The organism is Arthrobacter sp. D1-29 (genome assembly GCF_054130585.1).
On the sequence record NZ_CP096383.1, the window covers coordinates 1,732,079 to 1,758,707 of the forward strand.

Below are 26,629 nucleotides of genomic sequence, written 5' to 3' on the forward strand. Positions count from 1 at the left end.
AGGGAGGAATGATGAGTTCCGCTTCTGATGCCCGCCGTATCGCAGCCGGGCCATTGCCGTCGCAGCTGGTGCGCTCCAAGCAGGCGGGCCGGCACGGACACAGGCCTGACCCTGAAACGGATCCGCAGTCCCCGCCGCCCTTCGACCCGTTGCGGCTCTGCATCTTCGCGACCGTTGCCCTCCTCGGCTGGGCCGCCGGTCCGGTGGCACTGGCCGTGTTCGCTGCAGTCGGATTCGCAGGCTATTGGAAAGCGCGACGGCGGGGCCTGACAAGGTCGAAGTGTTACCTCCGGGATACGAGGCTGGTCTTGGCCTACCTGGGCATCCTGTTTGCGGCCGGGCTGTGGGGGATATATTCGATGGCCGCTCAACTGTTCGGCTTCTAACCCCGGGCCCCTTCTTCCCTGATGTGGCCGGGACTACAATGAGCCATGCCCGTGACCGGCCGAGTCGTTTCCGCCGCGGTGCTGCTCGTCATTGGGGCAGGACTGGCGCTGCTGGCGGTGCTGGTCCACTACGGTTTTATGGCAATGTACGGCGGTGTCACCGATACCGCGTTCGAGGCGCTTGTCTGGGGGTTGACGGCCGGTCCCTCCGGATTGGGGCTTGCTCTGGTCGCGGTGTTTGCCGGGCTCGGCTTGATGCTCGCGACACGCAGGTGGATGCGGCTGACGGCCGTGGCCATCCCGGTCCTCATGCTGATCGGGATGTTCGCTGTCACCCCCTTGGCGCTGGGTCAGAAGATGGAGAAACAATTTGTTTCCGCTCCGCAATGCGTGATGGAGGGCACCGACGAGCCGACGGCCACTGCAGACCGTGAGTCCCAGCTGGCGTTCGATTCCATCGAGCACATCGGCCATTTCAAGGGTGGCGGCATGAGTGGTGTGGCCGGCTGTACGCGCTGGTTTGTGCTCCCGGAAGACGTCGATGTGTTGCAGCACTATCGTGGAGCGCTGCCAGCGGCGGGCTGGGAAGTGGTGGAGGATGACGGGCGCCACCTGCGGGCGCACCTTGATGGCCGGGCGTTCGATGTGATGACCTGCCCCGGAGGCGGAGTCATCTGGGCCGGAAGCGACGACGACCGCTCATACGGACAGGGAAGGCCTGAGCTGGCGGGCACTGAAATTTGCCCACACGACCTCTGAAACGACCCCAACCCAAAGATCAGGCGGCCAGGGGCTTTTTCCGTTCCAATAGTCCGCTGACGACGGCGACCGCCAGTCCCAGCACGGCCAGCACGGCACCCACGAGGGCGGGAGCCGTATAGCCCCAGCCCCAGGCGATCACCACGCCGCCAAGGAACGCGCCCAGTGCATTTGCCACGTTAAGCGCAGCATGGTTCAGCGAGGACGCCAGCGACGGAGCGTCCGGGGAGGCATCCAGCAGGCGGGTCTGCAGGGCCGGTACCAGCATGGAACCGGCCGCGCCCACCACAAACACCATGACCAACGCCGACCACGGCCAATGCACGGCAACGGCATAAACCACCAGGGCAACTGCGATGCCCGGCAGAATGCGGTAGATGGTTCCCATTACGGATTTGTCAGCGATCCTGCCGCCCACGATATTGCCCGCCACCATGCCCAGGCCATACAGCGCCACCACGATCGGAAGCAGCTGGGAAGGTATTCCGGCCACCAGTGTCATGGTGTGGGCAATGTAGGTATACGTGGCGAAGAAACCGCCGAAGCCGACGATGCCTATGAGGATCGCAAGCCAAACCTGCAGGCGTTTGAGGGCGCCAAGCTCACGCCGGATACTCGCATCCGGGTGGGCTTCCTGGAAAGGGACAAACCGCCATAAGAGCCCCACGGTGAGCAGCCCGATGGCACCCACCAGGAGGAACAGCAGGCGCCAGCCGTAGGCCTGGCCAACCCAGGTGGCAAGCGGGACACCAATAACGTTGGAAACCGTCAGGCCGGCCATCACCATCGAAATGGCACGTCCGCGCCGTGTCGGTGGCACCAGGGAGGCAGCAATCACAGCGGCGACGCCGAAGAACGCCCCATGCGGAAGCCCGGCTGCGAAGCGGGAAACCAGCATGCTGCCGTAGTCGGGAGCGATGAACGAGGTCAGGTTGGCAAGGCTGAAGAACAGCATCAGTCCCAGGGCGAGGTACTTGCGGGGCAGCCTGGCTCCGACCGCGGCCAGCAAGGGCGCGCCCACCACGACGCCGAGGGCGTAGGCCGAGATCAGGTTTCCGGCCTCCGGGGTGCTGATGCCAAGTCCCTGCTCCACCTCCTTCAGGAGGCCCATCATGGTGAACTCCGTCACGCCGATGCCGAAGCCGCCCATCGCAAGGGCAACAATGGCCCGCCCGACGTGCGCAGTCCGGGCCTTAGGTGGGGTTTTCTGGAGGACGCTGCTCATATGCCTGCTTCTCGGGAAATCCGGGGACCGATGCTGCGGCCCCCGGAAGCTGTTTTCTGTGGGAAGATCCCCGCGGCAGTGGAGGGTATCCGGTACGGCCGGAAGGCCGCCCCACCATTGTCCCCCATAGACTGGGGCGGTGACTGGACACATACTCGTAGTCGGCGGAGCCGTCCTTGACTCCCTTGAAGAGCCCACGAAGCTGCTGGTGGCGCGCCGGACAGCACCGGAACAGTTCGCCGGGCTTTGGGAATTTCCGGGGGGAAAGGTAGACGCGGGCGAGGCTCCCGAGGCCGCATTGCACCGGGAACTCAGGGAGGAACTGGGGATTGGCGTCCGGCTGGGGACCGAACTTGAGGCTCTCACAGCCGGCGGCTGGCCCCTGAATGAGCGGGCATCCATGCGGGTCTGGACGGCAGAAATTACAGAAGGGCACCCGCGCCCGCTTGAAGATCATGACGAATTGAAGTGGATCAGCGTGGCGGACAGTGATGAAGCTCTCAGCCTTCCCTGGATTCCTGCAGACTTCCCAATCGTCCGCGCGCTCCTGCAATCCCTCGCCGCCCACGCGGGCTCGCTCAGCGGCAACTGACCGCGGACATCACCGCCTGACGGCCGCTTTTCGGGCAGCCGGAGCCGGAACAGGGCGCGCCTGACAGCCCGTTAGAACAGGGTGGGCTGCTCTGGCTGTCCGCTGGGACCGGGGCCGGTGTTTCCGTCCCGCCGTCCCGGACTGCCGGCTTTGCCTACAGGGATGATGCCGGCCGGGTACTGTGCTTCTTCGCTCCGGGGATCATCTTCAAGATCGCGGTGGCTGAAGCCGTGGGAACCGGAGAAGCCATGCCGTTCCTTGAAATAGCGCACCCTTCCCGCCAGCCAGGTCCGGTACTCCTTGGGAGCGTACGAACCAGTGCCGTACAGCCCCTGATAGCGGCCTGTCAGATCGGGATGGTTAGCCGTGAGCCACTGCATAAACCACTCACGGGTGCCGGGCTTCAGGTACAGGGCACCGGCGGTGACGCCCGTGGCTCCGGCTGAGGCCAGTGAACCGAACAGGGCGTCCAGTGCTTCGTCGCTGTCGGTGAGCCACGGCATGATCGGCATGGCCATGACTCCGCACGGCAGGCCTGCTTCGCGGAGCCGGGAAATGAGTTTCAGCCTGGCCCTTGGCCCGGGAGTCCCCGGTTCCACGGCTTCTGAAAGGGCCTCATCCGTCATCGCGAGGGATATTCCCACCCCAACGGGCACCTGCCGCGCCGCTTCCTTCAGCAGGGGGATGTCCCGTGCCAGCAGGGTTCCCTTCGTGAGGATGGACAGGGGAGTGCCGGATTCTGCCAGCGCCGAGATGATTCCCGGCATCAGCTTGTAACGGCCTTCGGCGCGCTGATAGGGATCGGTGTTGGTGCCCAGTGCCACCTGATGGTGGGCCCAGGACGGTTTGGCAAGTTCTTTCCGCAATACTTCCGCCACATTGACCTTGACCACGATCTGGTTGTCGAAATCCCTCCCGGCGTCAAACTCCAGGTAGGTGTGGCTCTTCCGCGCAAAGCAGTAGACGCAGGCATGGCTGCAGCCCCTGTACGGGTTGATGGTCCATTCGAATGGCATGCGTGAACCGCCGGGCACCTTGTTCAGCACAGTCTTTGCGGTGACTTCGTGGAACGTGATGCCGGCGAACTCGGGGGTGGTCACGGACCTGACCAGGCCGGTGAGCGGCAGGAGTGCAGGAGTCGAACCACTCGCGGCTGCTTCTGTGGGGCGCTCCAACAGTGCTTGTGCATCCCATCTCATACATCCCATTCGAATGTATGTTCTAACTTAAGTCAAGGCCGGGCAAGCTCCCACACCACAATGATCCTGCCGGCAATGCTTGTTTGGCCCGGCTCCACGCTGAACGCGTCAGAGGAAACGGCCCGTTCGATCCTGGGCAGCGGAACCGGCATGCCAGGGTTGGACTCTTCCTCCAGCGAGACCACCCGGCCCAGCCGGGCAGAAGCCAGGGCAGCAAACTGTTCCGCCGATCGGAGCGCATCCTGCCAGGCAGCTTCACGGGCACGTGCCCGCACCGCGGCCTCATCTGAAAATCCGAGGTCAAGGCCGTTGAGCCTGACGTTGTTGCCGCCTGCTTCGACGGCGGCGGAGATGGCCGAGGAGGCAGCAGCCACATCCCTAAGACGGACAGTGAGGCTGCTGGTGGCGACATACCCTGCCACCTTCTGGCCCTCACCCTCGCGCCAGACAAGGTCTGCCCGGACGTTCAGTCCTGATGTCCGGATGTCCGCGTTTGTCACGCCGTGTTGGCGGAGCGCAGCAGAGACAGCGGACGATGTTGTCCCCGCTTCTGCGTAAGCTGCGCCCACGTTGCCGCTCCGGCACTCCACGCCTACGGACAGGGTCAACAGGTCCGGGGCGGCCTCGGCTACCCCTGTCCCAGTGACGGTGATTCTTCGTGATGTCATGCCTTGGCCTCCGTTCCGCCGCCGCCGCTGGGGGCGGCGGGCTTTCGCTGACTGCGTACTCTATATCCGCCTGCTTCCAGACCCGCCCGGCGTTCAAAAAAGTTCCCCGATGCGGGGTCGCCGGTACGCAGTTGCGACCAGCCGGCGGCCAGGAAATAGAGCGGGAGGAACGGCAGCCCCAAGCACCAGGCATACTGGCTGGCGTGTCTTTCTTCATGGCCCAGCAGTGCGGGAGTGGATATCAGGGCATTCGCATCGCTGCGGCAAACCACCACGTTGCCCAGGACGAACGCTCCGGCGAAGGGGAGCCGCCACCGGTAGTTGGCTGCAATGATCAACCCCCGCGGGCCGCGGCTGAGGGCGGTGCCCGCCGACACAGCCACGGCCAGGCCCAGGACCGTGCTGCCATTAGCCAGGTTTGCCAGCTGCCGCAACCGCTGTCCCGCCGTCAATACGCCCGCCGTCAGTGCCTTCCCGGCTTTTCCTTCTGCCTTCGGCAGGCCCGGCCGTTGTGTCATGAGGCCATGGTAGCGGGAGCGTTCAATTAGACTGGGGGATAGTGGCCGCCGGACTGTGTCGGGCGTGCCCTGACCTGATCACTGGATGAATTCACCCCTTGATCTGCCAGTGACGGACGCGCTGCCGGGAAACCGTGCACGCCTGCACTGGTCTTTGTGGAAATTTGTTAGCCCCGACTCGTAGCTAAGAACAGTAGATGACTGAAACTTTGCCGGGCGCCGCCATCCCTAACCCTACGGATGAAGCCGCCATTAATGCCGCTGTAGACCAGGCCATCACCGCCATTGCCGGTGCTGCCACCCTTGACGAGCTAAAGGCGGTGAGGCTCGCGCACACGGGGGAGAAGTCCCCGCTGAGCCTGGCCAACCGTGAGATCGGCAAGCTGCCGAAAGACCAGAAGGCGCTCGCCGGAAAACTGATGGGCGCATCGCGCGGCCGGGTCAACCAGGCGCTCGCCGCCCGCACGGCAGAGCTTGAAGCGGAGAACGACGCACGGATCCTGATTGAGGAGACGGTGGACGTCACGGCCGCACCGCGCCGCCGTCGTGCCGGTGCCCGGCACCCGCTCTCCACCCTGCAGGACCGCGTCGCGGACATCTTCGTGGGCATGGGCTGGGAAATCGCCGAAGGCCCCGAGGTTGAATCCGAATGGTTCAACTTTGATGCCCTGAACTTCAAGCCGGACCACCCGGCCCGCGAAATGCAGGACACATTCTTCGTGGAGCCGCCCGAGGCCCATCTGCTGATGCGCACGCACACGTCCCCGGTCCAGGTCCGTTCCATGCTGGAACGCGAACTGCCTATCTACGTCCTGTGCCCGGGCAAGGTATTCCGCACTGACGAGCTGGACGCCACCCATACCCCGGTGTTCCACCAGTTTGAAGGCCTCGCCATCGACAAGCACCTGAGCATGGCGGACCTGCGGGGCACGCTGGAGCACTTCGCCCGGCAAATGTTCGGCGACGAAGCCCAGATCCGGCTGCGGCCCAACTATTTCCCCTTCACCGAACCGTCGGCGGAGCTGGATATCTGGCACCCTGGCGCCAAGGGCGGCCCGCGCTGGATCGAATGGGGCGGCTGCGGAATGGTCAACCCCAATGTCCTCCGGGCCGCCGGCATTGATCCGGATGTCTATTCAGGTTTTGCCTTCGGCATGGGCATCGAACGCACCCTTATGTTCCGCAACGAGGTGGGCGACATGCGCGACATGATCGAAGGCGATGTACGTTTCAGCGAGCACTTCGGGATGGAGATCTAACAGTGCGTATCCCACTTTCCTGGCTGCGGGAATTCGCAGCAGTACCGGCCGGTGCCACGGCCGAAGACGTTATGGCCGAACTGGTTAAGGTCGGTTTTGAAGAAGAGGACGTCCACCGTCCCACTGACACCCTCAAGGGTCCGATTGTGGTGGGCCAGGTCCTGAGCCTGGTCAAGGAACCCCAGTCCAACGGCAAGACCATCAACTGGTGCCAGGTCCGTGTTGTCCCGGAAGGGCAGCCGCAGACCCTCACCGGTGACGGCATCGATCCCTCAGGTGTGCAGGGCATTATCTGCGGGGCCCACAACTTTGTTGAGGGTGACAAAGTGGTGGTCACCCTTCCCGGGGCAGTCCTGCCGGGCGACTTCCGCATCTCTGCACGCAAGACCTACGGCCACCTGTCTGCCGGCATGATCGCCTCGGTCCGTGAACTTGGCATCGGCGAGGACCACGACGGCATCCTGGTTCTGTCCCGGATCGGCCTGGATCCGGAAATCGGCACCGACGCCATGGACCTGCTGGGTCTCTACGACGAGGCCGCCGAGATCAATGTGACCCCGGACCGCGGCTACGCCTTCTCCATCCGCGGTGTCGCCCGCGAATACGCCCACGCCACCGGAACCTCCTTCACCGACCCGGCCTCCAAGGTCCAGGCTCCGGCTGAGCTTTCCGGCGGCTACGGCGTCAAACTCAACGACGACGCGCCCATCTACGGCAAGCCGGGCTGCGACCGCTTTGTGGCGCGCACCGTGCGCGGCGTGGACGCCACCCGGCCCACCCCGCCGTGGATGGTTTCCCGGCTGCGGCTGGCCGGCGTCCGTTCCATCTCGCTGCCGGTGGATATCTCCAACTACGTCATGTTCGAGCTGGGCCAGCCCACGCACTGCTATGACCTGGACAAGCTGTCCGGTGACATTGTGGTGCGCCGTGCCGTTCCCGCGGAGACAATCACCACACTGGACGGCAAGGAGCGCGCGCTCGACGTCGAAGACCTCCTGATCACCGACGGCTCAGGTGCGATCGGCATCGCCGGCGTCATGGGCGGCGCTGCCACCGAGGTGAGCGATTCGACGTCGAACGTCCTGGTGGAGGCGGCACACTTCGACGAGGTGTCCATTTCCCGGTCCCGCCGGCGCCACAAGCTGCCGTCGGAGGCGTCCAAGCGCTTCGAGCGCGGCGTGGACTGGCAGGTGGCGGGCGTCGCCGCGCAGCGTGTCGTGGACCTTCTGGTGGAACTGGCAGGAGGCGTCGCTGACGAGGCGGGGACCGACGTCGGGACCGCCCCTGACGCCGTCTCCATCCAGCTCCCGGCAGCGTTTGCCGCACAGCGGATAGGGATCGACTTCACTGACGAGCAGATCATCACCTCCCTGGAGGATCTGGGCGCCGTGGTGGAGCAGAATGACGGCGGCTGGACAGTGACCGCTCCGAGCTGGCGGCATGACCTGGAAACAAAAGAGGACCTTTCCGAGGAAATCGCCCGGCTGGTGGGGTATGACAACATCCCCGCCACCCTCCCGGTGGCCCCTCCCGGACGGGGACTGACGCGCACGCAGCAGCAGCGCCGTCGGCTCATCCAGGCACTGGCTGATGCCGGCCTGACCGAAGTCCTGGCCTACCCCTTTGTCTCCAAGGCTTCCAATGACACCTTCGGCGTGGCGGAGCAGGGGGCTCCGAGGCTTGCGGTCAAGCTGGCCAACCCCATCAGTGAGGAACACGGCTTCCTGCGCACCTCGATCCTTCCGGGGCTCATCGAGGTGGCGAAGCGCAACCATTCCCGCGGCTTCAGGGACCTGGCGCTTTTCGAGTCAGGGCTCGTTTTCCTGCCCAATGACACCTTGGGAACTGCCTCCATTCCGCCGCTGGGCGTCAAGCCCTCCGATGAGGTGCTGGATGCGCTGTACGACGGCGTCCCGGACCAGCCCCTGCATGTCGCCGCCATCCTGACGGGCCATGATTCACCGGCCGCCGCCGGACACACTCCGCGTTTCTGGGACTGGTCCGATGCGCTGGACATCGCCCGCCTGGCCGGTGACGTCCTGGGCGTGGAAGTGGTTGTCAGCCAAGGCGCCCACCAGGCGTTCCACCCGGGGCGTGCAGCACAGCTTTCGCTGCGTACCGGCGAAATCGTGGGCTATGCGGGCGAGCTCCACCCGAAGCTCCTGGCTGCGCAGGACATGCCGGCCCGGTCGGTCGCACTGGAGTTCAACGCGGACGCCCTGTTCGACGCCGCCGCCGACGTCATTGTTGCCAGGCACATCTCCACGTTCCCGGTGGCAACCCAGGACGTGGCGTTGGTGGTACCCGCGGAGATCCCGGCGGACGCCGTCCTCACCGCACTCCGCGAAGGCGCAGGCGAGCTCCTGGAGGACGTGGCACTCTTCGACGTGTACGCCGGCAAGGGCATCGAGGAGGGCAAGAAGTCCCTGGCGTTCGGGCTTCGGTTCCGGGCCAACGACCGCACTCTGACCGCGGATGAGGCAACGGCTGCCCGCGAAAGTGCCGTCGCGCTGGCAGCTGAACGGTTTGGTGCCGTCCAGCGCTAGTTCAACACCGGCAAAAATCCCCGCAGCCACCAGGTTGCGGGGATTTTTTGCACTCATTCCGGAAAGTTCCGTTAGCGGTTTCCGTGAGGGGAGGAAAGTTCCCTTTAGGGGACCAGCAGGACCTTGCCAGTGGTGCGGCGGCCCTCCAGGTCTTCATGGGCCTGGCGCGCCTTGGCCAAGGGGTAGTTGCCGCCGATCCGAACCTTGAGGCTTCCCTTCGCTGCGGCGTCAAATACTTCGGTAGAGCGCCAGCGGCGTTCCTGCGGGTTGCCGAGGAAATGCGCCAGGGACGGCCGCGTCAGCGTAAGCGAGCCGCCCGCGTTGAGCCGCTGCGGGTCGAAGGGTGGAACGGGGCCCGACGCTGCGCCGAAAAGGACAAGCGCACCCCTGGTGCGCAGGCAGGACAGCGAGCCGTCGAAGGTGTTGCGGCCGACGCCGTCGTAGACCACGTCCACGCCTTTGCCGCCGGTCAGGTCACGGACATGATGGGGAAAGCCGGCGTACCGGAGGACATGGTCCGCTCCAGCTTCCGTGGCGAGTTCTTCCTTTTCATCGGAGGAGACCGTGGTGATGACGCGGGCGCCGCGCTCCTTCAGAAGCTGGATCAGCAGCAGTCCCACGCCGCCGGCTCCTGCATGCGTCAGCACGGTGTGGCCCGGTTCCACCCTGAACGAGGAGTTGATCAGGTAGTGGGCCGTCATGCCCTGCAGGGGAAGGGCGGCAGCCGTCAGATCGTCAACGCCGTCCGGCACCGGGAGGGCTTTGGCAGCATCAAGCACGATGTAGCCCGCATAGCATTTCTTACCCTCTGCGGTGGCCACCCTGCTGCCTGCCGCGAAATCCTCCACGCCCTCGCCGACTTCCTCGACCGTTCCTGATGCTTCCGAGCCGGGTGTGAAGGGAAATTCGACTTTGTACGTGCCGCTGCGCTGGTAAGTGTCGATGAAATTGACCCCGGCCGCTGCCACCTTGATGAGCAGCTGGCCCGGCCCCGGTGCGGGACGCTCGGCATCCGCAAGCTCCAGGACTTCGGGTCCGCCGGGCTGGCCGGCGACGATTGCATCCATCATGGATCTCCTTTCCTGGGCTGGGATTTCCTGGCCCGGATCCTGAACCATCCTAGGGATAGGGGACGCAGACGACGAAGTGACGGCCGGTAGACCGGCCGTCACTTCGTCAAAGATGGGGGCGAGGCGCCCGGTACCAGCTCTTAGTAGCGCCGCGTGACAGTTGCCATCGGGCACTCGAAGTGGCGCCCTGCGGCCAGCCCCACGTCGTTGAGGTAGCGGACGATGATGCCGTAGGACTGCAGCAGGGTGGTCTCCGTGTAGGGCACCTGATGCTTGTGGCAGTACTCACGGACGATCTTTGCAGCCTTGTCCAGCTGCGGCCGGGCCATGTCCGGGAAGAGGTGGTGCTCGGCCTGGCGGTTCAGGCCGCCCAGGAGGATGTCCATAAAAAAGCCGCCCGAGATGTTCCGGGACGTCAGCACCTGACGGCTGAAGAAATCCACCCGGCTGTCGGCGGGAATGACAGGCATGCCCTTGTGGTTCGGGGCAAACGAGGCACCCATGTAGAAACCAAAAACGGCGAGCTGCACGGCGATGAAGGCGAAGGCCATGCCGAGCGGCAGGAATGAAAAGGCGAGGATGGGCAAGATGCTGAGCCGGACGACGAGGATGGGCAGCTCAACCCAGCGATGCGTGACCTTGGCGCGGCGGAAGACGAACTTCACGGAATCGATCTGAAGGCCCAGGCCTACGCCCAGGAGGAGCGGGAAGAAGAACCAGCCCTGCTTTCGCGTCAGGAGGGACGAGAGCCATCCTTGACGGGCGGCCGCGGTTTCGGTGTGGAAGGCGATGGGGCTGTCCATGATGTCCGGGTCCTTGGAGATCACGTTCGGGTGGTTGTGGTGGGCTCCGTGCTTCTGCTCCCACCACGAGAAACTCATCCCGGCCACTGACGTTGCCAGCAGCCGTGCCGACCAGTCGTTGGCGCGTCGGGAAGCGAAAATCTGGCGGTGACCGGCCTCATGGGCCAGGAAGCTCAGCTGGGTGCAAAGGACTCCCAGGGCCGCAGCGATCAGCAGCTGGAACCAGCTGTCACCGATCAGGGCGAAACCGAACCATGTGGCCGCCATCAGGAGCACCAGGCTGGCAAAGACAGTGACGTAGAAACCGACCCGGCGTTCCAGCAAACCCGCGGCCTTGACGGTTTTGAGCAGTTCCGAATAGCTCAGGACCACTGTGTTGGGCTGGCGGACTCGCGATTTAGGGCGCTCAGGCGTAAGGAGGGTGGCGGTCATGTAACGGGGCCTCGTAACTGTTACGGGCAACGCTGCAGCCGACACTCGGACTGCATGGTTTCAGGATCACCCTCTATCCAGCATACGGCAGGGGCCGTGCCATGATTTTTCCAGCAGTTTCCAGGGGTATGCATAAATATCGGACAGCATGAATACTTTTGCTGTTTGCTGTATGATTCAGGCATGACTATTTCTGTTGCAGTCTCCGGGGCCAGCGGCTACGCCGGGGGAGAAGTGCTTCGCCTTCTCGCAAGCCACCCTGACGTGACCATTGGCGCCATCACAGCGCACAGCAATGCCGGATCCAGGCTCGGTGAACTGCAGCCCCACCTGCATGGGTTGGCCAGCAGGATCCTGGAAGAAACCACTGTGGAGAACCTCGCGGGCCACGACGTCGTGTTCCTGGCCCTCCCGCATGGCGCTTCCGCGGAGATCGCCGCACAGCTTCCCGAAGGCACCGTGGTGATCGACGCCGGTGCCGATCACCGGTTGGAGGACGCTGCGGCCTGGGAAAAGTTCTACGGCTCCGCCCACGCCGGAACCTGGCCCTACGGCCTGCCGGAACTTCCCGGGCAGCGCGAGGCCCTGAAGGGCGCCACGCGCATCGCCGTTCCCGGCTGCTACCCGACGTCGGCCCTGCTGGCTTTGACGCCTGGCTTCACCGCCCAGCTGCTTCAGTCCGAAGATGTGGTGATTGTGTCCGCCTCCGGTACGTCCGGGGCGGGCAAAGCCGCGAAGGTCAACCTGATTGGATCCGAAGTGATGGGTTCCATGAGCCCCTACGGGGTGGGGGGCGGACACCGCCACACCCCGGAAATCGAGCAGGGCCTGTCCAATGCCGCGGGCGAACGCGTGACTGTTTCCTTTACGCCCACGCTGGCACCCATGAGCCGCGGCATCCTGACCACGGCAACAGCCAGGGTGAAAGCCGGAACCACAGTAGCCGAGGTCCGCCAGACGTGGGCCGACGCGTACGACGACGAACCGTTTGTCCACCTCCTGCCCGAAGGGCAATGGCCCACCACCAAGTCCGTTGTTGGATCCAACCACGCCGCCATGCAGGTGGCATTGGACGAACACACTGGCCGTGTCATTGTCACGTGTGTCCTGGATAACCTCACCAAGGGCACAGCCGGCGGAGCCGTCCAATCCATGAATATTGCGCTCGGGCTGGCAGAAACCGCCGGCCTCAACCTGCAGGGAGTTGCCCCGTGACCGTTACCGCCCCGCTGGGATTCCGAGCCTCCGGCATCACCGCAGGCCTGAAGGCTTCAGGCAACCCCGACCTCGCCCTGGTGGTCAACGACGGACCGTCCAAGTCCGCCGCCGCCGTCTTCACAAGCAACCGGGTGGCGGCCGCTCCCGTCCACTGGTCACGCCAGGTTGTCTCCGACGGCCGGGTGGACGCCGTTGTGCTCAATTCCGGTGGCGCCAACGCCTGCACCGGGCCCGAAGGATTCCAGAACACGCACAACACCGCCGAGAAAGTGGCCAAGGTGCTGGGGATTTCGGCGACCGACGTTTTTGTCTGCTCAACCGGCCTTATCGGCGAGCAGTTGCCGATGGACAAGATCCTGCCAGGCATCGAGGCAGCCTCAACGGCGCTCAGCACGGATGGCGGCCCCGAGGCGGCCCTTGCCATCATGACCACTGACTCCGTACCCAAGGCGGCCCTCTTCATCGGCACGGATACCGACGGCCAGGAGTTCAGCATCGGCGGCATCGCAAAGGGTGCAGGCATGCTGGCCCCCGGCCTGGCCACCATGCTGGTTGTGCTCACCACAGACGCCGAGGTGGCTCCTGAACTGCTCGACCTCGCCCTCCGGGACGCCGCTCGGGTCACCTTTGACCGTGCTGACTCTGACGGCTGCATGTCAACCAACGACACCGTTGTGCTGCTGGCTTCCGGTGCGTCCGGCTCTGTGCCCTCTGCCGAGGCTTTCGGTGCCGGCCTTACCCAGGTTTGTGCCGAACTGGCGCGCAAACTGATCGGCGACGCCGAAGGTGCCAGCCACGACATTGCCATCCGTACGTTCAACGCGGCAAGCGAGCGGGACGCCGAAATAGTCAGCCGTTCCGTGGCGCGGTCCAACCTCTTCAAGGCGGCAATCTTCGGCAAGGACCCCAACTGGGGCCGGGTTCTGTCGGCGGTAGGAACAACTGACGCCGCCTTTGACCCGGACAAACTTAACGTGGCCATGAACGGTGTCCAGATCTGCCGCAACGGCAGCATCGGCGATGACCGCAACCTGGTGGACCTGGAACCGCGGGAAGTGCATGTGGAGATAGACCTTCAGGCCGGCGACGCTGAGGCCACCATCTGGACCAACGATTTGACCCACGATTACGTGCACGAAAACAGCGCCTACTCCAGTTAGCCCACGGCCCTAGATCCTTCCAAGGGGAGCAGCTTAATGAATGCCCAGACGCGTGAAAACACGTCCATGCTCGACGCCCAAAGCAAGGCCGGAACCCTGATCGAGGCGCTGCCCTGGATCCAGCGCTTCGCGGGCACCACCATGGTGATCAAGTACGGCGGCAATGCCATGGTCAACGACGAACTGCGCCGCGCGTTCGCCGAGGACGTGGTGTTCCTGCACCATGTAGGCATCCATCCTGTGGTGGTCCACGGCGGCGGCCCCCAGATCAATTCGATGCTGGCCAGGCTTGGCATCGAGTCCGAATTCAAAGGCGGCCTGCGGGTCACCACTCCGGAAGCCATGGACGTGGTCCGTATGGTCCTCACCGGCCAGGTAGGCCGCGAGCTCGTGGGGCTGATCAATTCCCACGGACCCTATGCGGTGGGCATGTCCGGCGAAGACGGTGGGCTGCTGCGCGCCGTCCGGACGGGCACCGTGATCGACGGCGAGGAAGTTGACCTCGGCCTGGTGGGCGAAGTGGTGGGAGTGAACCCGGAAGGCATCCTGGACATCCTGGCGGCCGGGCGCATTCCCGTGATCTCCACCGTGGCGCCGGAGATCGAGGATGACGGCAGCGGCACAACCGGCCAGCGCGTACAGACAACCGGGCAGGTCCTGAATGTCAACGCGGACACCGCCGCCGCCGCACTGGCCGAGGCCCTCAGTGCCTCCAAGCTGGTCATCCTCACCGACGTGGAAGGCCTGTATGCCAACTGGCCGGACAGGTCCTCACTGATCTCGTCCATCACGGCGTCCGATCTTCGCCACCTGCTGCCATCGCTTGAATCCGGCATGATTCCCAAAATGGAAGCGTGCCTCAAGGCCGTTGACGGCGGAGTGGAACGCGCACACATTGTGGACGGCAGGCTGCCGCACTCCATGCTCCTGGAAACATTCACGACGGCGGGAATCGGCACCCAGGTGGTGCCCGACGAGGACCTGGATATTGACGTAAAGGAAGTAACCGCATGAACCAGGTAGACACCGGGAACCAGGGTGGCCCCGCCTACAATTCGGCCCCCAGCACTGCGGCCGTTGAGAAGGCATCCGTTGGCGAACTCGTCGACGGGAAGGGCCACACCACGGGAGCTGACTGGCTTGCCCGCTATTCCAGTTCGCTGATGGGCGTCTTCGGAACGCCGCAGCGGGTGCTGGTCCGTGGCGCAGGATGCCTGGTCTGGGATGCCGACGGCAAGGAGTACCTTGACCTGCTCGGCGGGATCGCGGTCAACGCCCTGGGCCATGCCAACCCGTTTGTCACTTCGGTCATTTCCAGCCAGCTGGCCACCCTGGGGCACGTCTCAAACTTCTTCACCAGCCCCACACAAATAGCGCTCGCGGAAAAACTGCTCACCCTGGCAGGCGCGCCCGCCGCCTCCAAGGTGTTCTTTACCAACTCCGGCACGGAAGCGAATGAGGCAGCGTTTAAGCTCGCCCGGCGCAACTCCAGCGGTGCCCGGACCAAAATCATTGCCCTCGAGGGTGCCTTCCACGGCCGCACCATGGGAGCCCTTGCCCTCACGGCGAAGGAAGCGTACCGTGCTCCGTTCGAGCCGCTGCCCGGCGGTGTTGTGCACGTCCCCTTCGGCGACGTCGATGCCCTGGAAGCCGCCATTGACGAAACGGTGGCCGCGGTGTTCCTCGAGCCGATCCAAGGCGAAGCAGGCGTCCGGCCGCTGCCGCCGGGTTACCTGAGGGCCGCCCGCGAGGCGACCATCAGGGCCGGGGCCCTGCTCATCCTGGACGAGGTCCAGACCGGGATCGGCCGGACGGGGAAGTGGCTCGCCAGCGAGGACTCGGGAATTGCTCCGGACGCCGTCACCCTGGCCAAGGGACTCGGCGGCGGATTCCCCATTGGTGCGCTGATCACCTTCGGCGCCCAGACGTCGTCGCTGCTGAGTGCTGGCCAGCACGGCACCACTTTCGGCGGAAACCCGGTGGCCACGGCCGCCGCCCTGGCCACGCTGCACGCCATCGAGACCCAGCGTGTCCTGGAGAACGTGGCAGGCGTGGGAGAGCACCTGCGCGCCGGGCTGGCCGCCATCGAGGGTGTCACCGAGGTCCGTGGTGAAGGCCTCCTGATCGGCTTTGACCTCGATGCCGACGTCGCGCCTGCTGTTGTTACTGCGGGCCTTGATGCCGGTTTCATCGTCAACAGCCCCGGGCCCCGCACCATTCGGCTTGCCCCGCCGCTGGTACTCACTACCAGCCAGGCCGATACTTTCCTCGCCGCCTTCCCGGCAATCCTCTCCACAGCTAAGGACGCCCAGTGACTCCCGCAAGCAACTCAGCTTCAGCCGGCACCACCCGTCACTTCCTCAAGGACACTGACCTCAGCCCTGTTGAGCAGGCAGAGGTCCTGGAGCTGGCGCTCCGCCTCAAGGCGGAACCGTACAGCGTCCAGCCGTTCGCGGCGGAGGGGAGTGGCCGCAAGACGGTGGCAGTCATCTTCGACAAGACATCAACGCGCACCCGGGTGTCCTTTGCCACCGGCGTGGCTGACATGGGCGGCAACGCCCTGATCATCAACCCGGGTGAAGCGCAGATCGGCCACAAGGAATCGGTCGAGGACACCGCAAAGGTCCTCGAACGCATGGTCTCCACCATTGTTTGGCGGACCGGGGCACATGCAGGGCTGGTGGCCATGGCCGAAAACTCCAGGGTTCCGGTGATCAACGCCCTCTGCGACGACTACCACCCGTGCCAGCTGCTGGCAGACCTGCTGGCGGTCAAGGAGCACAAGGGCGAGCTCAAGGGACTCACCATGAGCTACCTGGGCGACGCTGCCAACAACATGGCCAACTCCTACCTGCTGGCCGGGGTGACAGCAGGCATGCACGTCCGCATCGCGGGGCCCGAAGGCTACCTGCCCGCGGAGGAAATCGTTGCCGCCGCCGAGGAACGTGCGGCCGAAACAGGCGGCTCGGTGCTGGTCACCACCGATGCGGCCGAGGCCCTCAAAGGTGCCGACGTCGTGGCCACTGACACGTGGGTGTCCATGGGACAGGAAGCCGAAAAGGAAGCCCGGATGCAACTGTTCCGGGACTATTCCGTCGATGAGGCGGCCATGGCACACGCGGCGGATGACGCCGTCGTCCTCCACTGCCTGCCCGCCTACCGTGGCTATGAGATCTCGGCAGGCGTCATCGACGGCCCGCAGTCGATCGTGTGGGACGAGGCCGAAAACAGGTTGCATGCCCAGAAAGCCCTGATGGCCTGGCTGATGCACCGCTCCGGGCTGGCATTCGTCGACGGTCTTGCTCCCGTCGAAGGCACCGGGGAGAGCACGTTCTAGTGTCCAACAACGCGTCGGTGCCGGGCTCCAGCCCGGCCACCAAAACCGCCCGGCAGGCGCGTATCATCGCGATCCTGACGGGGGAGTCGGTGCGCTCCCAGGCGGAGCTCGCCGCGCTGCTGGCTGACGACGGCGTCCAGGTCACCCAGGCCACGCTGTCCAGGGACCTGGTGGAACTCGGCGCCGTCCGGGTTCGGGGCAAGGAAGGCGTCCTGGTCTACGCCGTTCCCGGCGAGGGCGGGGAACGGGCGGCCAAAAGCGGTGTCAGCCAGGAAATCCTGGACGCGAGGCTTGCCCGGCTGTGCAGCGAACTCCTGGTGACAGCGGAGGCGTCAGCCAACATCGCAGTCCTCAGAACACCCCCCGGCGCCGCGAACTTCCTGGCGCTGGCCATCGACCACTCGGTGATGCCCTCCATCCTGGGCACCATCGCCGGGGACGACACCGTACTCCTGGTCTCCCGGGACCCCCAGGGCGGCCAGGACCTCGCCGCCCGGTTCCTGCAGCTGGCAGAGGAAGCCGGCGGGCAGTAAAAGCCTGCCCGGGTGTGTGACAGGCTTTCCCTAGAAGATTTTTCGCAACGAATTTCCAGACGAATCATCACCAACAAAAACAAGAGGAGCATTTTCCGTGACTGAGCGCATTGTTCTGGCCTACTCCGGTGGCCTTGATACTTCCGTAGCCATCGGCTGGATCGGCGAAGCAACCGGGGCCGAGGTCATCGCCGTGGCCGTTGACGTCGGGCAGGGCGGCGAGTCGCTGGAGACCATCCGCCAGCGTGCACTGGGCTGCGGCGCAGTGGAGGCATACGTGGCAGACGCCAGCGACGAATTCGCCAACGAGTACTGCGTCCCCACGCTGAAGGCCAATGCCCTGTACCAGGGTCACTACCCGCTGGTGTCCGCCATCTCCCGGCCCGTCATCGTCAAGCACCTGGTCAAGGCCGCCCGCGAGTTCGGCGCCACCACCGTGGCCCACGGCTGCACCGGCAAGGGCAACGACCAGGTCCGCTTCGAAGTGGGCATCCAGACCCTCGGCCCGGACCTGAAGTGCATCGCCCCGGTCCGCGACCTCGCCCTGACCCGCGACAAGGCCATCGCCTTCGCCGAGGAAAAGGGACTGCCGATCGAAACCACCAAGAAGAACCCGTACTCCATCGACCAGAACGTCTGGGGCCGGGCCGTCGAAACCGGCTACCTCGAGGACATCTGGAACGCCCCCACCAAGGACATTTACGACTACACCGCCACCCCGGAGTTCCCCCCGGCCCCGGATGAGGTCACCATCTCCTTCGAAGCGGGAGTCCCGGTAGCCATCGACGGCATCAAGGTCACGCCGCTCCAGGCCATCAAGGAACTGAACCGCCGCGCCGGCGCCCAGGGCGTGGGCCGCATTGACGTCGTCGAGGACCGGCTCGTGGGCATCAAGTCCCGCGAAATCTACGAGGCCCCCGGCGCCATGGCGCTGATCACCGCCCACAAGCACCTCGAGGACATCACCATCGAGCGCGAGCAGGCCCGCTTCAAGGCAACGGTTGGCCAGCGCTGGGCCGAGCTGGTCTACGACGGCCAGTGGTTCTCCCCGCTCAAGCGCTCCCTGGACGCCTTTATCGAGGACACCCAGCGCTACGTCTCCGGCGACATCCGGATGGTCCTGCACGGCGGCCAGGCGATTGTTAACGGCCGCCGCTCCGACACCTCGCTGTACGACTTCGACCTCGCCACCTACGACACCGGGGACACCTTCGACCAGTCCATGGCGCGCGGCTTTATCGAGCTGTGGGGCATGTCCGCCAAGGTTGCCTCCGGCCGCGATATCCGCGTCGCAGGAAAGTAGCCCCTGTGGCTGAGCCTAAGTCTGAAGCGACAAATACTGGAGCACTGTGGGGCGGCCGCTTTGCCGGCGGCCCCGCAGATGCCCTCGCCGCACTCAGCAAGTCCACCCACTTCGACTGGCGGCTGGCCCGCTACGACATTGCAGGCTCCGTGGCCCACGCCCGCGTCCTGCACAAAGCGGGGCTGCTGGATGACGCCGAGCTCAAAGGCATGCTGGCCGCCCTCGGCCAGCTGGATGACGATGTAGCCTCCGGCGCCTACCTGCCTGCTGAATCCGACGAGGACGTGCACGGCTCGCTGGAACGCGGCCTGATCGAACGCGCCGGCACCCAGCTCGGCGGCAAGCTCAGGGCGGGACGTTCGCGCAACGACCAGGTGGCTACGCTGGGCCGGATGTTCCTCCGGGACCATGCCCGCATCATCGCGCGCGGCGTTCTCGCCACGATCGAATCGCTGGTGGAGCAGGCCAAGGCCCATCAGGGGGTGGCCATGCCCGGCCGCACCCACCTGCAGCACGCCCAGCCGGTGCTGCTGAGCCATCATCTGCTGGCCCACGCCTGGGCGCTGCTCCGTGACGTGCAGCGGCTCCAGGACTGGGACAAGCGCGCCGGTGTATCGCCGTATGGCTCGGGTGCTTTGGCCGGATCCTCGCTTGGCCTGGATCCGGAAGCGGTGGCAGCGGAGCTTGGCTTCTTCTCCGCCACCCACAACTCCATCGACGGTACGGCTTCCCGCGACGTCTTCGCCGAGTTCGCCTGGGTGTGTTCCATGATCGGAGTGGACCTGTCCCGCGTCTCCGAGGAGGTCATCCTGTGGGCCACCAAGGAGTTCTCCTTTGTGACCCTGCACGATTCCTACTCCACGGGTTCGTCCATCATGCCGCAGAAGAAGAACCCCGACGTGGCCGAACTGGCGCGCGGCAAGGCGGGCCGTCTGATCGGGAACCTGACCGGCCTGCTGGCGACGCTCAAGGGCCTGCCGCTTGCCTACAACCGCGATCTGCAGGAGGACAAGGAACCGGTCTTTGATGCCGCCGACACCCTGGAGCTGCTGCTTCCGGCTGTCTCCGGCATGATCGCCACCCTGAAGTTCAACACGGAGCGGATGGAGTCCCTGGCGCCCCAGGGCTTCGCGCTGGCCACTGACATTGCCGAGTGGCTGGTACGCCAGGGTGTTCCGTTCCGGGAGGCCCACGAGCTGTCCGGTGCCGCCGTCAAGCAGGCCGAATCACGCGGCGTCGAGCTGTGGGACCTGACGGACGGGGAATATGCCGCCATCTCCGAGCACCTGACACCGGAAGTCCGCACGGTCCTGAGCACGGAGGGATCGCTCAACAGCCGCAACTCCCAGGGCGGCACCGCACCGGCCGCCGTCGAACGCCAGCTGGTGGCCCTCGAAAGCGAGCTCGCCGGAGTACGGGAGTACGCGGGGTAGACGGCCATCAGTACGTGCGAGATGGCACTTCGCAGCAATGATTCTTGAAAACACTGTCGTGAAGTGCCATCTCGCGTTTGCCCGCCAAAGACCTGGCCCATCCAGCATGGAGGAAGCACCCTCCGTTAGGATGGCGCCATGACAGCTCCCGCACCGGATACCCTTCTCACCGAACTTCATAAAGCCGCCGACGCCGCCGCCTCGGCCGCCGGGAAGCTCACGGATGAGGACGTGCTGGCCCCGTCCACCCTTCCCGGCTGGACGCGCGGCCATGTGCTGGCGCACATTACCGGGATCTCCCATGCCATGGCCAGGCAACTGGAATACGCTGCCCGCGGCGAGACCGTTGAACTGTACGACGGCGGCCAGGATGGCCGGAACAACGCGATCAACACGGCAGCCGGCCATGATGCTGCCACCCACCGGAAAGACCTGCAGGCAGCCCTTGACCGGGTGCTGAAGGCCTTTGACTCCGTGGCTGGCCCGGAAGCCCCCGGAGCAGCAGGCCCCGGCAGTGACACGCCGGCATCCGGAACGGGAGAATCAGGCGTCACCTGGCAGACACCCATCGCCTACCGAGGGGGAGTGGTCCTGGACGGCGGCCTGGCCCTGTGGCGCGAACTGGTCATCCACACCTCGGACCTGGGAACAGGGCCCGGTCCGGAAGCCTGGAGCCGGCTCTTTTGCGAGCACCTGTTCGGCTTCCTGGCAGCCCGGGTTCCGCCTGGCGACAAGCTGGTGCTGCAGCCCCTGGGGTTGCCGCCGGTAACCATTGGCAGCGGCGGCCGCTCCATTGTCATCAGTGGAATGATCACCGACATTGCAGCCTGGCTTGCCGGCCGCGAACCATCCCTGGGCAGCCTGCGGGCCTCCGCGGCCGCCGACGGCGTGGACCTGCCGACTCTGCTGCCCTGGCCCTCCGGGGTGCCTGCGGCCAAGTAGCCGGGTTCCGGGACTTGCGGCGAAAACCGCTCAGCCTGCCTCGCGGTCCAGCAGACTCCTCTTGATGGCCAGGCCCCAGCGGAAGCCGCCCAGGGTGCCGTCCGTCCGGATCACGCGGTGGCACGGCACAAAAAGGGCCGCGGCGTTGAAGGCGCAGGCACTTGCGGCCGCCCTGACGGCCTTCGGATTGCCGGACAACTCGGCGTACTCCGTGTACGTTACCGGGAAGCCCGGCCGGACTGTCCGGAGCATATCCCAGGCATGGCTGCGGAACGGGCCTGACCTTTGCTGCACGGCCACGCTCATCGCAGGGCCGGGATCTCCAAGGTAGAACGCCTCCACGGCCAGAGAGATAGGACCCAGCTCCGTTACTGTCTCCACCCCGGCAGGTCGAAGCGCTGGGTGGATCTGGCCGGTGAGCTCGCCGGGCTCCGCGGTCCAGCCTGAGGCCAGCACTGCTCCATCCCGGGCAAGGATGGTGAAGGGTCCATCCGGGGTGGACATCGTTAACAGCTGGGCTTTCATCGCATCGCTTTCTCTGGAGCTGATTTCTCAGAACGGTGGGAACCTTGCGTGGTGGCCGCGCGCCACAAGTGCATGGTGGCGTAGGACCGCCAGGGACTGACTTCGCGGAAATCGGGACTGGCCGCGCCCGTCGGGCACTCCAGGGCAAGCGCCCGGATCCCATTGCGTACAGCTGCGTCGTTCGCCAGGAAAACATCGGGCGCTCCAAGCACGCGCATGGCCACGTAACCCACCGTCCAGGGACCGACGCCGGCAAGTGGCAGCAGTTTCGCGGCCAGGCCGGGAAGGTCGTCGCCGTAGCCAAAGTCCAGTTCTCCGGCGGCGAGGGCTGCTGCCGCCGTGCGGAGGGAGTCGATTCGGCGCTGTGGGCCGCGCAGCAGCGTGTATCCGTGGTCGGCGATCTCGGCAGCGGTGGGAAACAGCCGGTCCAGCCCGTTGCCGGGCAGCAGCGTGGGGCTCCCGGCAGCCGACAGCTGGGTCAAAGCCGTGCGGGCCGCAGCCACGGTGATCTGCTGGCCCATCATGGCCCTGATGAGCAGTTCCTGCGGATCAAGGGCGCCGGGCATCCTTATGCCGGGGGCGCCGGTCACGGCGGAGGCCAACCTTGCATCCGCGGCAAGGGCGTTGTCGATCGCTACGGGATCGGCGTCGAGGTCAAACAGGCGGCGAACGCGGCTCAGTAGCGCTGCCAAATCACGGAGGTCCACCGCGCCGATGGTGAGGGTCAGGGGCCGTCCGGGGGTGCCGGCGTCGTACTCGACGCTGAAGCGGGCATCACCGTGGGGGAGCCGCAAGGTGCGGGAGTAGGACGTGGCAGTCCCGGCTTCGATGCCGGGAATGGCCCTGACTGCCAGGAACGAAAAGACGCCCGGATCGAACGGCTCGCGGTAGGGCAGGCTCAACGTCAGGGCGGTAGTGGCGGTGGCTGGCCCATGGTGCCTCGCCGTAGCGCGCAGGGCCGTAGGTGTCATCGCGAAGACTTCCACCATGGTGTCGTTGAACTGTCGGACACTGCTGAAGCCTGACGCGAAGGCGATGTCGGCAAGCTTCATGGAGGTGGATACCAGCAGCGTCCGGGCCGTCTGGGCGCGGCTGGCGCGGGCCAGGGAGAGCGGCCCGGCGCCCAGCTCCTGGCTGAGGATCCGGTTGAGCTGCCGGGAGGAGTAGCCCAGCCGCGCCGCCAGGCCTCCCACACCGTCCCGGTTAATGACGCCGTCATTGATCAGGCGCATGGCCCGGCCCGCAAGGTCCTGCCGTATGTTCCAGGCGGGTGTGCCGGGTACGGCTTCGGGGAGGCAGCGCTTGCAGGCGCGGTAACCGGCTTCATGGGCGGCGGCGGAGGTCTCGTAGAACGTCACGTTGCCGGCTTTGGGGGTCCTGGCCGGGCAGGAGGGGCGGCAGTAGATGCCCGTGGTGCGGACAGCGGTGTAAAACTGTCCGTCGAACCGGGGGTCCCGCGCGTCGATCGCACGGTAGCGCTGCCAGAAGTCCATGCCTCCATCCTGCCAGCCCCGGAGGGCCTCTGCTAGCGGAAATCGGACACTGCCGTGGGGGCCGGCCGCTCATCCCCACGGCGCTAAAATCCGCCTGGTGCCGGCCAGCCATGGATAGAGTCGGAGCATGAGCACCAACCCACGGGCGGAGGAAGACAAGCTCCGGGAGCTCCTGTCGGGCGACGCACGTGATGTTGCGCCCCTGCTCCTGGGTGCAGTCCTGACCCATGATTCCCGGGACGGCGCGGTGTCGGTCCGGCTGACGGAAATAGAGGCTTATCTGGGCCCGGAGGATTCGCTGCACCCGGACCCGGGTTCACACACGTACCGCGGCCCCACCGCCAGAAATGCGCCGATGTTCGGCCCGGCAGGTCACCTCTACGTCTATTTCACCTACGGGATGCATCACTGCGCCAATATCGTGTGCGGCCCAGCGGGAGTCGCGTCCGCGGTCCTGCTGCGGGCCGGAGAAGTAACGGCTGGGCACCAGCTTGCCCAGCGGCGCCGGCCTACGTCCCAGTCCACAGCCGATCTGGCCAGCGGGCCGGCGAGGCTGGCCAAAGCGCTGGGGCTGACCACCGCAGACAGTGGCCGTGACGCCCTGGCCGTTCCGTTTCGCCTGGAGCTGCCCGTAGAGCCTGTAGCCGCGATCAGTTCCGGCCCACGGGTGGGCGTGTCCGGCGCCGGCGGGTCAGACAGGTATGCGTGGCGGTTCTGGATCACGGGCGATCCCACGGTGTCGCGGTACAAGGCAGCAAAAGCGAGAAGGTGACGTTGGTGGCCGGAAGCAGGAGGGCACAGGAGGGTGAAGTAAGTGCGTGACGGGGACGGTGAAGCAAAAGACAGTGGTGAAGAAAATGACAGTGGAGTAACAGTCCCGCCGTCATACATGCCTTAACCGAAATGGTTGTAGAATGGACGGTCTGTCTTTTGCGATAGGGGAACGTTTAAATGCTCGACGCCGATTTGGCCCACGAACGGGACTATGTTGCCGGCCTGTATGCGCGGCTTGAAGAGCTCCGCGAGGAAAAGCGCAAGCAACTGGCGCAGGTCCGGCGTGCCGGTGCCGTGGGCACCATGCAGAATGTTTCCGAACGTGACGCATTCGCTGCCCTCTATGAGGACCGCCTGGCCCAGCTGGATGCCGTGGACGACCGCCTCGTCTTTGGCCGCCTTGACCTGGACTCCGGCGAAGCCCAGTACATCGGGCGTATCGGCCTGACCACCGAGGATCTGCAGCGCCTGATGGTGGACTGGCGCGCGCCCGAAGCAGGCCATTTCTACCAGGCAACGGCATTCGACCGGCAGGGGGTCCGCCGCCGCCGCCACCTGATCCTGCAGGGCCGGGAAGTCAAGGCCATCGAGGATGATGTGCTGGACGCCGGCATGTTGGCGGACAATGCGTCCCTGCAGGGCGAAGGCGCCCTGCTGGCCGCGCTGGACTCCAAGCGGACCGGCCGGATGTCCGACATTGTCGGAACCATCCAGTCCGAGCAGGACCGCATCATCCGGTCCTCCATCTCCGGCGCCGTTGTGGTGCAGGGCGGCCCAGGCACCGGCAAGACCGCGGTTGCGCTGCATCGCGCCGCCTATCTGCTCTATACCCACCGGGACCGGCTTAAGACCGCCGGCGTACTGTTGGTGGGCCCGTCGTCGTCGTTCATGAAGTACATCGAACGGGTGTTGCCTTCCTTGGGCGAAACCGGTGTGGTGATGGCAAGCGTGGGGCGGCTGATGCCCGGTATCAACGCTGTTGCGGAGCCTGAAGCGGACGTCGCCGCCATCAAGGGCAGGCTGGACATGGCAGACGTCGTGGCCAACGCAGTGGCCAACCGGCAGCGGATTCCGGCAGAGAACCGCGTCCTGGAAGTTGACGGCCGCAAGCTGCTGCTGACGCCGCGGCAGGTCCGCCGCGCCCGCGAGCGTGCCCGTTCCACTGGTAAGCCACACAACGAGGCACGCCTCACCTTTGTGAAGATCCTGCTCCGGGAACTGACCGAACAGATGACGGAACTCGTGGAGGCCGGAAGCATCGGCAACAACGCCGACCGCTCCTATCTGGCTGAAGACGTCCGCACCGCCCGGGATGTGCGGATCGCACTGAACCTTTGCTGGATGCCCATGACTCCGGAGAAGCTGATCAACGAGCTCCTGAGCAAGCCCGCCGTGCTGGAGGCCTGCACCCCGCACCTCAGCCCGGCCGAGCGGGCCCTGCTGCTTCGTCCCGCGGGTGCCCCGTGGACGGAGGCCGATGTCCCTCTGCTTGACGAGGCTGCAGAGCTGCTCGGCGAGCTTGATCCGGCCGCGGGCAGGGGGCTGGCCCAGCAGGAGCACGACCGCGCCCGCGACCTCGCCAACGCCAAGCAGACCCTGGTCAACATGGAAACCGCAGGCGTGGACGTCCTGGTGTCCGCCGAGGAACTGGTGGACCAGAACCAGGAACGCGAAGGCAGGCTGACGGCTGCCGAGCGTGCCACCAGTGACAGGACCTGGGCGTTCGGGCACATTGTGGTGGACGAGGCCCAGGAGCTTTCCCCCATGCAATGGCGCCTGTTGGTCCGCCGGTGCCCGGTGAAGTCCTTCACCATTGTTGGCGACATCGCCCAGACCAGTTCCGTGGCGGGCGCCAACTCGTGGCAGGCCGCACTTGGTCCCATGTTCGGGGACCGCTGGCAACTCGAAGAGCTGACGGTCAACTACCGCACGCCCTCGCAGATCGCAGAAGCCGCAGCGCGGATGGCCAATGCCGCCGGGCTTGTGGTCTCGGCACCCAAGGCAGTCCGGGAGGGGCGCTGGTCGCCAATCATTGACCGCGTGGAGACAGGCAAAGTCGTCAGCCGGCTCGTTGAGGTCCTGCCAGAGGAACTGGAAGCGCTCGACGGCGGCCTGCTGGCCGTTATCGCCGACGGCCACTTGCTGCCGGAAGCCACAGCAGCCCTGCGCGCCATCTACGGCAGGCGCATTGGCAACGGTGCCGGAAGCTACGAACAGGACATTGTTGTCATCAGCCCCCGCGAGGCCAAGGGGCTGGAGTTCGATGGAGTAGTGGTGCTGGAACCGGCCATGATGCTTAACCACGAGCATGGCCGGGTCGGGGACCTCTACGTCGCCATGACGCGTCCCACGCAGCGGCTCAGACTGATCGCGGCAGGGACCGTTCCGGCGGGCATCGAACGCTGAGCTGACAAACGGGCTTGTTTTGCCGGCGCCGCCGGTCTGTGCCGTTCC

General features: G+C 65.5%; 24 protein-coding genes. 16 read left to right on the forward strand and 8 right to left on the reverse strand.

Annotated features, from left to right (window positions below; all coding sequences use genetic code 11):
- Positions 1-11: 11 nt before the first annotated feature.
- Positions 12-386, forward strand: a complete 375-nt coding sequence (locus tag M1E17_RS08075; RefSeq protein WP_457966659.1) for a hypothetical protein — start codon at positions 12-14, stop codon at positions 384-386.
- Between the two features lie 51 nt (positions 387-437).
- Complete coding sequence (locus M1E17_RS08080; RefSeq protein WP_457966660.1) at positions 438-1,145, forward strand: hypothetical protein; 708 nt, start codon at positions 438-440, stop codon at positions 1,143-1,145.
- Between the two features lie 19 nt (positions 1,146-1,164).
- Here M1E17_RS08080 and M1E17_RS08085 read toward each other — a convergent pair whose 3' ends face one another.
- The gene (locus tag M1E17_RS08085; RefSeq protein ID WP_457966661.1) at positions 1,165-2,370 is read right to left on the reverse strand and encodes an MFS transporter; all 1,206 of its coding nucleotides are present in this window, start codon (positions 2,368-2,370) and stop codon (positions 1,165-1,167) included.
- Positions 2,371-2,509: 139 nt separating this feature from the next.
- Here M1E17_RS08085 and M1E17_RS08090 point away from each other — a divergent pair, with 139 nt between their 5' ends.
- The gene (locus M1E17_RS08090; RefSeq protein WP_457966662.1) at positions 2,510-2,962 is read left to right on the forward strand and encodes a (deoxy)nucleoside triphosphate pyrophosphohydrolase; all 453 of its coding nucleotides are present in this window, start codon (positions 2,510-2,512) and stop codon (positions 2,960-2,962) included.
- 71 nt (positions 2,963-3,033) lie between these two features.
- Here M1E17_RS08090 and M1E17_RS08095 read toward each other — a convergent pair whose 3' ends face one another.
- Genes M1E17_RS08095 through M1E17_RS08105 form a run of 3 tightly spaced genes read right to left on the reverse strand, consistent with a single transcriptional unit; the run spans position 3,034 to position 5,281 of the window.
- The gene (locus M1E17_RS08095) at positions 3,034-4,161 is read right to left on the reverse strand and encodes an Rv2578c family radical SAM protein (protein ID WP_457966663.1); all 1,128 of its coding nucleotides are present in this window, start codon (positions 4,159-4,161) and stop codon (positions 3,034-3,036) included.
- A 32-nt stretch (positions 4,162-4,193) separates the two neighbouring features.
- On the reverse strand, positions 4,194-4,829 hold the full coding sequence (locus M1E17_RS08100; protein ID WP_457966664.1) for an SIMPL domain-containing protein: 636 nt from the start codon (positions 4,827-4,829) through the stop codon (positions 4,194-4,196).
- On the reverse strand, positions 4,826-5,281 hold the full coding sequence (locus tag M1E17_RS08105; RefSeq protein ID WP_457967643.1) for a hypothetical protein: 456 nt from the start codon (positions 5,279-5,281) through the stop codon (positions 4,826-4,828). The genes M1E17_RS08100 and M1E17_RS08105 overlap by 4 nt, the downstream gene beginning before the upstream one ends.
- Before the next feature lie 263 nt (positions 5,282-5,544).
- Here M1E17_RS08105 and pheS point away from each other — a divergent pair, with 263 nt between their 5' ends.
- Positions 5,545-6,606, forward strand: coding sequence for a phenylalanine--tRNA ligase subunit alpha (gene pheS, locus M1E17_RS08110; RefSeq protein WP_267278508.1), 1,062 nt, complete (start codon positions 5,545-5,547; stop codon positions 6,604-6,606).
- Between the two features lie 2 nt (positions 6,607-6,608).
- The gene (gene pheT / locus M1E17_RS08115; protein WP_457966665.1) at positions 6,609-9,152 is read left to right on the forward strand and encodes a phenylalanine--tRNA ligase subunit beta; all 2,544 of its coding nucleotides are present in this window, start codon (positions 6,609-6,611) and stop codon (positions 9,150-9,152) included.
- A gap of 104 nt (positions 9,153-9,256) precedes the next feature.
- Here pheT and M1E17_RS08120 read toward each other — a convergent pair whose 3' ends face one another.
- Both M1E17_RS08120 and M1E17_RS08125 read right to left on the reverse strand, forming a co-directional pair.
- The gene (locus M1E17_RS08120) at positions 9,257-10,222 is read right to left on the reverse strand and encodes a quinone oxidoreductase family protein (protein WP_457966666.1); all 966 of its coding nucleotides are present in this window, start codon (positions 10,220-10,222) and stop codon (positions 9,257-9,259) included.
- A 140-nt stretch (positions 10,223-10,362) separates the two neighbouring features.
- Positions 10,363-11,457: a fatty acid desaturase family protein gene (locus tag M1E17_RS08125; protein ID WP_457966667.1), complete on the reverse strand. Its 1,095-nt coding sequence runs from the start codon at positions 11,455-11,457 to the stop codon at positions 10,363-10,365.
- A gap of 183 nt (positions 11,458-11,640) precedes the next feature.
- On the opposite strand from M1E17_RS08125, the gene argC reads away from it, so the two are divergent.
- The 9 genes from argC to M1E17_RS08170 all read left to right on the forward strand — a co-directional run bounded on the left by argC (position 11,641) and on the right by M1E17_RS08170 (position 21,383).
- Entirely contained in the window at positions 11,641-12,672 is a 1,032-nt protein-coding gene (gene argC / locus M1E17_RS08130; RefSeq protein ID WP_457966668.1) for an N-acetyl-gamma-glutamyl-phosphate reductase, read from the forward strand.
- Positions 12,669-13,835: a bifunctional glutamate N-acetyltransferase/amino-acid acetyltransferase ArgJ gene (gene argJ, locus M1E17_RS08135; protein ID WP_457966669.1), complete on the forward strand. Its 1,167-nt coding sequence runs from the start codon at positions 12,669-12,671 to the stop codon at positions 13,833-13,835. Before argC ends, argJ begins: the two co-directional genes overlap by 4 nt.
- Before the next feature lie 36 nt (positions 13,836-13,871).
- On the forward strand, positions 13,872-14,849 hold the full coding sequence (gene argB, locus M1E17_RS08140; RefSeq protein WP_457966670.1) for an acetylglutamate kinase: 978 nt from the start codon (positions 13,872-13,874) through the stop codon (positions 14,847-14,849).
- The gene (locus tag M1E17_RS08145; protein WP_457966671.1) at positions 14,846-16,150 is read left to right on the forward strand and encodes an acetylornithine transaminase; all 1,305 of its coding nucleotides are present in this window, start codon (positions 14,846-14,848) and stop codon (positions 16,148-16,150) included. The genes argB and M1E17_RS08145 overlap by 4 nt, the downstream gene beginning before the upstream one ends.
- Positions 16,147-17,172 carry an ornithine carbamoyltransferase gene (gene argF / locus M1E17_RS08150; protein WP_457966672.1) on the forward strand — a complete coding sequence of 342 codons (1,026 nt, stop codon included), beginning with the start codon at positions 16,147-16,149 and terminating at the stop codon, positions 17,170-17,172. Before M1E17_RS08145 ends, argF begins: the two co-directional genes overlap by 4 nt.
- Entirely contained in the window at positions 17,172-17,705 is a 534-nt protein-coding gene (locus tag M1E17_RS08155; RefSeq protein WP_457966673.1) for an arginine repressor, read from the forward strand. Before argF ends, M1E17_RS08155 begins: the two co-directional genes overlap by 1 nt.
- 97 nt (positions 17,706-17,802) lie before the next feature.
- On the forward strand, positions 17,803-19,008 hold the full coding sequence (locus tag M1E17_RS08160; RefSeq protein ID WP_457966674.1) for an argininosuccinate synthase: 1,206 nt from the start codon (positions 17,803-17,805) through the stop codon (positions 19,006-19,008).
- A 5-nt stretch (positions 19,009-19,013) separates the two neighbouring features.
- Entirely contained in the window at positions 19,014-20,441 is a 1,428-nt protein-coding gene (argH, locus tag M1E17_RS08165; RefSeq protein WP_457966675.1) for an argininosuccinate lyase, read from the forward strand.
- Positions 20,442-20,579: 138 nt separating this feature from the next.
- A complete protein-coding gene (locus M1E17_RS08170) occupies positions 20,580-21,383 on the forward strand; it encodes a maleylpyruvate isomerase family mycothiol-dependent enzyme (protein ID WP_457966676.1) in 804 nt (267 codons plus the stop codon).
- Between the two features lie 30 nt (positions 21,384-21,413).
- Here M1E17_RS08170 and M1E17_RS08175 read toward each other — a convergent pair whose 3' ends face one another.
- Both M1E17_RS08175 and M1E17_RS08180 read right to left on the reverse strand, forming a co-directional pair.
- On the reverse strand, positions 21,414-21,908 hold the full coding sequence (locus M1E17_RS08175; RefSeq protein ID WP_457966677.1) for a methylated-DNA--[protein]-cysteine S-methyltransferase: 495 nt from the start codon (positions 21,906-21,908) through the stop codon (positions 21,414-21,416).
- Complete coding sequence (locus M1E17_RS08180) at positions 21,905-23,401, reverse strand: DNA-3-methyladenine glycosylase 2 family protein (RefSeq protein ID WP_457966678.1); 1,497 nt, start codon at positions 23,399-23,401, stop codon at positions 21,905-21,907. Before M1E17_RS08180 ends, M1E17_RS08175 begins: the two co-directional genes overlap by 4 nt.
- 127 nt (positions 23,402-23,528) lie before the next feature.
- Between M1E17_RS08180 and M1E17_RS08185 the strand changes: the two genes are divergently transcribed.
- Together M1E17_RS08185 and M1E17_RS08190 are read left to right on the forward strand one after the other, a co-directional pair.
- Positions 23,529-24,173, forward strand: coding sequence for a DNA-3-methyladenine glycosylase (locus M1E17_RS08185; protein ID WP_457966679.1), 645 nt, complete (start codon positions 23,529-23,531; stop codon positions 24,171-24,173).
- A 179-nt stretch (positions 24,174-24,352) separates the two neighbouring features.
- Positions 24,353-26,581, forward strand: a complete 2,229-nt coding sequence (locus M1E17_RS08190) for a HelD family protein (protein ID WP_457966680.1) — start codon at positions 24,353-24,355, stop codon at positions 26,579-26,581.
- Positions 26,582-26,629: the final 48 nt, after the last annotated feature.